The sequence below is a fragment of the Kineococcus vitellinus genome (assembly GCF_009906315.1).
In the GTDB taxonomy this organism is placed as follows: Bacteria; Actinomycetota; Actinomycetes; order Actinomycetales; family Kineococcaceae; genus Kineococcus; species Kineococcus vitellinus.
Genome location: NZ_JAAALL010000248.1, coordinates 1 through 6,643 on the forward strand (window position 1 = coordinate 1; position 6,643 = coordinate 6,643).

General features: G+C 78.1%; 7 protein-coding genes. 6 read left to right on the forward strand and 1 reads right to left on the reverse strand.

What is annotated here, in order from left to right:
• The 4 genes from GTQ99_RS17880 to GTQ99_RS17895 form a co-directional block, all read left to right on the forward strand.
• On the forward strand, window positions 1–298 hold a 298-nt coding region (locus GTQ99_RS17880; RefSeq protein ID WP_166617081.1), incomplete at its 5' end, for a GNAT family N-acetyltransferase.
• 33 nt (window positions 299–331) lie between these two features.
• On the forward strand, window positions 332–1,504 hold the full coding sequence (locus tag GTQ99_RS27125) for a hypothetical protein (RefSeq protein ID WP_166617082.1): 1,173 nt from the start codon (window positions 332–334) through the stop codon (window positions 1,502–1,504).
• Window positions 1,501–2,256, forward strand: a complete 756-nt coding sequence (locus GTQ99_RS27130) for a DUF72 domain-containing protein (RefSeq protein ID WP_338075077.1) — start codon at window positions 1,501–1,503, stop codon at window positions 2,254–2,256. The genes GTQ99_RS27125 and GTQ99_RS27130 overlap by 4 nt, the downstream gene beginning before the upstream one ends.
• A 54-nt stretch (window positions 2,257–2,310) precedes the next feature.
• Entirely contained in the window at window positions 2,311–4,638 is a 2,328-nt protein-coding gene (locus GTQ99_RS17895; RefSeq protein WP_338075078.1) for an EAL domain-containing protein, read from the forward strand.
• A gap of 19 nt (window positions 4,639–4,657) precedes the next feature.
• On the opposite strand, the gene GTQ99_RS17900 is transcribed toward GTQ99_RS17895, so the two are convergent.
• Window positions 4,658–5,515 (reverse strand): helix-turn-helix domain-containing protein, encoded by an 858-nt coding sequence (locus GTQ99_RS17900; RefSeq protein ID WP_166617083.1) that lies wholly within the window; start codon window positions 5,513–5,515, stop codon window positions 4,658–4,660.
• 80 nt (window positions 5,516–5,595) lie between these two features.
• On the opposite strand from GTQ99_RS17900, the gene GTQ99_RS17905 reads away from it, so the two are divergent.
• Together GTQ99_RS17905 and GTQ99_RS17910 are read left to right on the forward strand one after the other, a co-directional pair.
• Entirely contained in the window at window positions 5,596–6,132 is a 537-nt protein-coding gene (locus GTQ99_RS17905; RefSeq protein ID WP_166617084.1) for a VOC family protein, read from the forward strand.
• A 124-nt stretch (window positions 6,133–6,256) separates the two neighbouring features.
• A partial coding sequence (locus tag GTQ99_RS17910) for a DnaJ family domain-containing protein (protein ID WP_166617085.1) occupies window positions 6,257–6,643 on the forward strand: 387 nt, incomplete at its 3' end.

Here is a 6,643-nt window from a genome sequence, read left to right on the forward strand (position 1 = left end):
GGCCACCGAGGGCGGGCGGCCGGTGGCCACCGCCTACGCGGTCCGCTCCGCCGGCCGCGCCGGCCCCGCCGTGCTGCTGGCCGGGGTGGCCGTCGTCCCCGCCGCGCGGCGGCGCGGCATCGCGGCCGGCACCTCCTCGTGGCTGCTGGCGCGGGCCTTCGCCGCGGGCGCGGCCCTGGCGCACCTGCAGCCCGACGACGAGCGCGCGGCGCGGGTGTACCGGCGGCTGGGCTTCACCGAGGTCCCCGGCCTGCAGATCCGCTCGCCGGACCCCGAGCGCGAGCCGGCCCGTCGTTAGGCTGGCCCGGCCCGTCCGTCGAAGGGGAGCCGCGTGCCCAAGAAGAAGTCCCGTCGCACCGCGGTGCGCGCCCGCCCCGCGGGCCTGTCGCCGCTGCGGACGGGCGGCCGCGCGCTCGGCGCCCTGCAGGTGCCGTTCCGCCGCTTCCTGGAGGCCGAGCAGGAGGAGGACGAGCGCGAGGGCGAGGTGGGCCTGCCCGTCGGCGACCTCGAGGCGCGGCTGATGGAGTCGCTGGGCTGGCTGCTCATCGACGCCGGCGTGGAGCCCGAGCCCGACTCCGCGGACTCCTTCCGCGCCGCCGACCTGCAGGTGCTGCTCAGCGAGCTCGTGCCCGCCGTCGCCGAGCACAACGGGCTGGACCCGCAGGAGCTCGTCGACGAGACCCGCGTCGCCTGGACGACCTACCTGATGTTCCTGGGGGAGTCCGGTGCCTGGCGCGGGGAGCCGGAGGAGCTCGCCGACTGCCTGGACGTCGCCTCCGGCGGTGTCGGGGGCGCGGCCTCCGGCCAGGCGAGCGTGCTGGACGCGCTGCAGGCCGCCGAGGTGGCCGTGCCGCTGGAGCGCCGGCTGGAGGACCTGCTCTCGGTGCCCGTGGTGGCCGCGGTGGTGGCGGTCCACGACCGGCTGGCCGCGGGCGTGGACCTCGGCGAGGACCCGCTGGAGGGACCCGCGGCCGTGGTCCGCGAGGCGCTGGCCCCCTTCGGCGACGCCCTGGACGCGGACACGCTGTGGATCGACTGGCAGCGCTCGGAGCTGGTCACCGCCGTCGGCGGGCGCACCGCCGTAGAGGCCGCCGACCACCCCGAGCACCGCTTCGCCGTCGCCACGAGCGCCCTGCGCGCCGTGGTGGAGGAGGCCCTGGCGGCCTCGGCGAGCCCGGCGGGCGTGGTGGGCGCCCTCGCGGTCGTCGCCTCCAGCGTGCTGGACCCGCTGACGACCGGCGGGCTGCGCGAGGTCATGGCCCGCACCGGCGACGAGGAGCGGCTGGCGGACGCGCTGGCCACCGTCGCGCGCCTGGTCGAGCTCGGCGTCCTGTCCCCGGTGGAGCCGTGGACCGCGCGCGCCGGGCTGGCCTCCGCCGTCCACGACGTCGTCGCCGGGTACTTCGCTGCGGGGGACGAGGACGACGACGAGGACGACGGGAACGAGGAGGAGGGGGGCGGGGAGCGCGACGCCGGCGCGGTGGCGGAGGCGGCCCGGGCGTGAGCGCCGCCGGGCGCGGCGCGGTGCGCATCGGCACGTCCGGGTGGAGCTACGACCACTGGGACGGGGTGCTCTACCCGCCGCGCACCCCGGTGCGCGCCCGGCTGGAGCACTACGTGCGCGCCTTCGACACCGTCGAGGTCAACACCAGCTTCTACCGCTGGCCGCCGCCGGCGACGTTCGCGGGGTGGGCCGGGCGGTTCCCGCCCGGTTTCACCGCGGCGGTGAAGGCCTCGCGCTTCCTCACCCACTACCGCCGCCTCGGCGACCCGGACACCTGGCTGGAGCGGGTGCGGGAGGGGCTGGCCGCCCTCGGCCCGCACGCGGGACCGCTGCTCGTGCAGCTGCGTCCCGACCACGCGCGCGACGACGAGCGCCTGGAGCGCTTCCTGGAGCGGGTGCCCGCCGGGGTGCGGGTCGCGGTGGAGTTCCGCCACGGCAGCTGGGACGCCGACCCCGTGGCCGACGTCCTCACCCGCCACGGCGCCGCCTGGTGCGTCACCGACGGCGCGGGCCTGCCGACGGCCCGCCGGCTGACCACCGACGTCGGCTACCTGCGCCTGCACGGTCCCGCCGACCAGCCCCGCTACGCCGGCGGCTACTCCGAGCAGCAGCTGCGCGGCTGGGCGGACCTGCTGGAGCGGTGGCGCACCGCGGCGCACCGGGTGTACGTCTACTTCGACAACGACATCGGCGGCCACGCCGTCCACGACGCCCGGCGGTTGCGGGAGCTGCTGCGGCAGGAGGAGGGCTGAACGCTGCCGAACGGGTGCACCGGGGCTCATGCCGGGGGCGGGAGCTGCCGATGCGTGGACGTGTCCTCCGGTGAGTCCCCCGACGACCTGCAGCAGGTCCTGGCCGACGCGGCGGTGCGCAGCGTCTTCCAGCCGATCGTCGACCTCGAGGGCGGCCGGGTCGTCGCCTACGAGGCCCTGGCCCGCGGCCCGAAGGGCCTGCTGGAGCGGCCCGACGCGCTGTTCGCGGCGGCCCGCGAGCAGGGGCTGCTCGCCGAGCTCGACCAGGCCTGCCGCGTCGCGGCGTTCCGCGGCGCCATCGAGACCTCCCTCGTCGCCCCGCTGACGCTGTTCGTCAACGTCGAGCCCGAGGTGCTGGACACCGCGCCGGTGGAGGAGCTGCTGGCGATCGCCGACGCCGCCCCCGGCGGCCTGCGCGTCGTCGTGGAGATCACCGAGCGGGCGCTGGCGGCCCGCCCGGCGGAGCTGCTGCGCACGGTCGCGCGGGTGCGCGACCTCGGCTGGGGCGTCGCCCTCGACGACGTCGGCGCCGACCCGCTGTCGCTGGCGTTCATGCCGCTGCTGCGCCCCGACGTCGTCAAGCTCGACCTGCGCCTGGTGCAGGAGCGCCCCGGGCCGGCGGTGGCCCAGATCATGAACGCCGTCAACGCCTACGCCGAGGAGACCGGCGCCCTGGTGCTCGCCGAGGGCATCGAGGACGAGCGGCACCTGCTGACCGCCCGCGCCCTCGGCGCGCGGCTGGGCCAGGGCTGGATGTTCGGGCGCCCCGGCGCCGGTCCCGTGGACGGCCTGGAGCACGGCGAGCTCGTGCTGCCCGCCCCGGCCGCGGGTCCCGACCCGGCCGGTTCCTCGCCGTTCGCGCTGCTGCCGGCCGGCACCGCGCTGCGGCGCGGGCCGAAGCCGCTGCTCATCGAGGTGAGCAAGCACCTGGAGCGGGAGGCGCTGCGGCTGGGGGAGACCGGCGTCGTCGCCGCCACCTTCCAGGAGGCGCGGCACTTCACGCCCGCCACCACCGGCCGCTACCGCGACCTGGCCGAGCGGGTCGGCTTCGTCTGCGCGCTGGGGGAGGGGCTGCCACCGGTGCCGCTGCCGGGCGTGCGCGGGGCGACGCTGGCCGCCGACGACGCCGTGCGCGGCGAGTGGGACGTCGTGGTCCTCGGCCCGCACTTCGCCGCGGCGCTGCTGGCCCGCGACCTCGGCAGCACCGGGGCCGACGCCGAGCGCAGCTTCGAGTTCGCGCTCACCTACGACCGGCCCACCGTCGTCGCCGCCGCCCACGCGCTGCTCTCGCGCGTGGTGCCGCGCCCGCTCGCGCCGGTCCGCCCGGCCGCGGGCACCCGGCCCGCGGGCGCCCGGCCCGCCGAGCCGCCCGCGGTGCTCGGCAACCTCACCGGCGCCTTCCCCACCGCCCCCGACGGGGTGCTGCACCGCGCGCTGGCGGCCACCGGCAACGGCGTCTCCATCGCCGACGTGCGCCGCCCCGACGAGCCGCTGGTCTACGTCAACGCGGCCTTCGAGCGGCTCGCCGGGTTCCCGGCCGCCGACCTGCTGGGGCGCAACTGCCGCTTCCTGCAGGGACCCGACACCGACCCGGCCACCGTCGCCGCGATCCGCCGGGCCATCGCCGCCGGCGAGGAGTGGCACGGCGTCCTGCGCAACGTGCGCGGACCGCAGCGCACCGGGTGGTGGAACGAGGTGCACCTGTCGCCGGTGCGCGACGAGCACGGCCGGCTCGTGCAGTACGTCGGCGTCCAGAACGACGTCACCGACCGGGTGCAGGCCCAGCGCGACCTGGAGGTCGAGCGGGACCGCTCGCGCGCCTGGGCGGCGCGGGTGGAGGAGCTGGCCGCCACCGACGCGCTGACGGGGCTGCCCAACCGCCGCCGCATCGCCGAGCAGGTCGAGAGCGCGCTGTGGGAGGCCCGCGTCGGCGGTGGCGCGCTGGCGCTGCTGTTCTGCGACCTCGACGGGTTCAAGGCCGTCAACGACGGCCTCGGCCACGCCGCGGGCGACGACCTGCTCGTGGAGGTCGCCGGCCGGTTGCGCGGCGCGCTGCGCCGCGGCGACCTGCTCGCGCGCCTGGGCGGTGACGAGTTCATCGTGGCGCTGCCCGGGCTGGAACCGGCGCGCGCGGCCGCCGACGCGGCCGCCGTCGCCGCCCACCTGCGCGAAGCCGTCGCGCGGCCCGTGCGGCTGAGCGGCCCGGACGGGCCGGTGCAGGTGGGCGTGGGCGTCAGCGTCGGCGTCGGCGCCTGGCCCGCCGACGGCGACGGGTTCGCGGCCCTGCTGCACGCCGCCGACGTGGCGATGTACGAGGACAAGCGGGCGCGCCGGGGTGCGGGCGTCCCCGCGGGCGCGGCGGTGCGGGGCGCCCGGGACTGACCGGGTGGAGCCCCCGGCCTCACGGGGCGCCGGGGGCGGGGTGCTCGCGGCGGTACTCGCTGGGGGCCGTGCCCAGCACCGCGCGGAAGTCGCGGGTCAGGTGCGCGTGGTCGGCGTAGCCGAGCTCGGCGGCGAGCGCGGCGAGGTCGGTGCCGGGGTCGGTGCGCAGCCGCTCGGCGGCCTCCTGCAGCCGGCGGCGGCGGACCATCGCCGCCGGTGGCAGCCCGACGTGGCGGCGGGCCAGCCGCTGCAGCGTGCGCACCGAGATGCCCAGCCGGGAGGCCGCGTCCTCCAGCCGCAGCACCGAGGGGTCGCCGTCGAGCAGGTCGGCCACCGCGTTCGCCAGCCGCGCCTCCGCGGGCACCTCGGGGACCCGGGCGGCGAGCCAGCGGGCGAACTCCTCGACCGCCCGCCGCACCCCCTCCGCGGGCACCTGCGCGGTGCCCGCCGCGGTGGTGCCCGCCGCGGTGGTGCCCGTCGCGGTGGTGCTCATCGCGGCGCTCACGGCGGCGACGAGGTCGGGGGCGTCCACGCGCACGTACGCGTCGCGCAGCGCGCCGGGGTCGTCGGTGAGGGCGGGGACCGCCGCCGGGCGCAGCAGCGCCCCCACGGCCCAGCCGCGGCCGGTGATGTCGCGGTGCGAGCGGCGCGTCGTCGGTCCGGCGAGGGCGGCGAACGGCGTGCCGTCGCCGGGCTCCACGACGAGGTTGCAGGCGGGGTAGGCGACGACGTGCTGGCGCGAGGTCCGCCCGGGGTCGAGGTCCCACTGCGGGACCCAGAACCAGCGCACCAGCTCGGCCACGGCCGGCGGCGGCGGCAGCCGGGTGAACGTCGGCAGCCGTGCGGGGTAGAGGATCCCGCGGGTCGGCGCCGTCACGGGCCTCAGCGTAGGACCGCGCCGGGAGGTTGTCGCGAATCTGCAAGCCCCGCGCCCCGCCCGCGCGGCAGGCTCCCGCCATGACCGAGCAGACCACCGAGCAGACCACCGAGCAGACCAGCGGCCCCCGCCGCGCCGCCGACGGCGAGCACACCACCCGCGGGATCCCGCACGGCTCCACCAGCCTCACGCCGTTCCTGGCGGTGCCCCGGGCGCGCGAGGCCATCGCGTTCTACCGCGACGTCTTCGGCGCCCGCGTCGTCGACGTCACCGAGATGGGCGGCGTCGTCGTCCACGCCGACCTCGACCTCGGCCACGGCCACCTGCAGCTGGGTGAGCCCAACCCCGACTTCCACCTCGTGCCCGGCCCGGCCGGTGACGACGACTGCTTCTCCCTGGGCCTGTACTGCGAGGACGTCGACGGCGTGCTCGCCCGGGCGGAGGCGGCCGGGGCGGTGGTGCGCGAGCCGCCGACGGACTTCGTCTCCGGCGACCGCTTCGCCAGCGTCCGCGACCCCTTCGGGGTGCGCTGGTCGATCATGACGCGCGTGGAGGACCTCTCGGAGGCCGAGAGCGCGCGCCGGGTCGCGCAGTGGGCCGCCGACGCCGCCGGCTGAGCCGCCCCTCGTCCGTGATCTTCCTCCAGCGCAGCACGCTGGCCCCAGGTGCACCGTGGAAGATCACGGACGAGGGGGTGGGCAGGAGGTGCGGCCGCGGGGGAGCGCGGGTTAGCGTCGCCGGGTGAGCGGGCGCAAACCGGCGGGCATGCGCTTCGAGGACTGGGTGGAGCGCCAGGTCCGCGAGGCCACCGAGCGCGGGGAGTTCGACGGCCTGCGCGGCAGCGGCAAGCCGCTGCCGGGGCTGGACCGGCCGTTCTCCGCCGACGAGTGGGCCGCCGACAAGGCCCGCCGGGAGGGCTACGACGTCAGCGCGATGCTGCCGCCGGCGCTCGCCATGCGCCGCGAGCGCGAGGTGCTGCTGCGCGACGTCGGCGGGCTGCGCTCGCCGGCGGAGGTGCGGGCCGTGGTCGAGGACTTCAACGCCCGCGTGCGGGAGCTGTACCTGCGTCCCGCCGACGGCCCGCTCGTCGTCGTCGCCCCGCTCGACGCCGCCGCCCTCCTGGAGCGC

Excerpts from the sequence above, each read along its gene's own strand:
- GTQ99_RS17905 (WP_166617084.1), top strand. The coding sequence starts at position 5,596 with ATGACCGAGCAGACCACCGAGCAGACCACCGAGCAGACCAGCGGCCCC.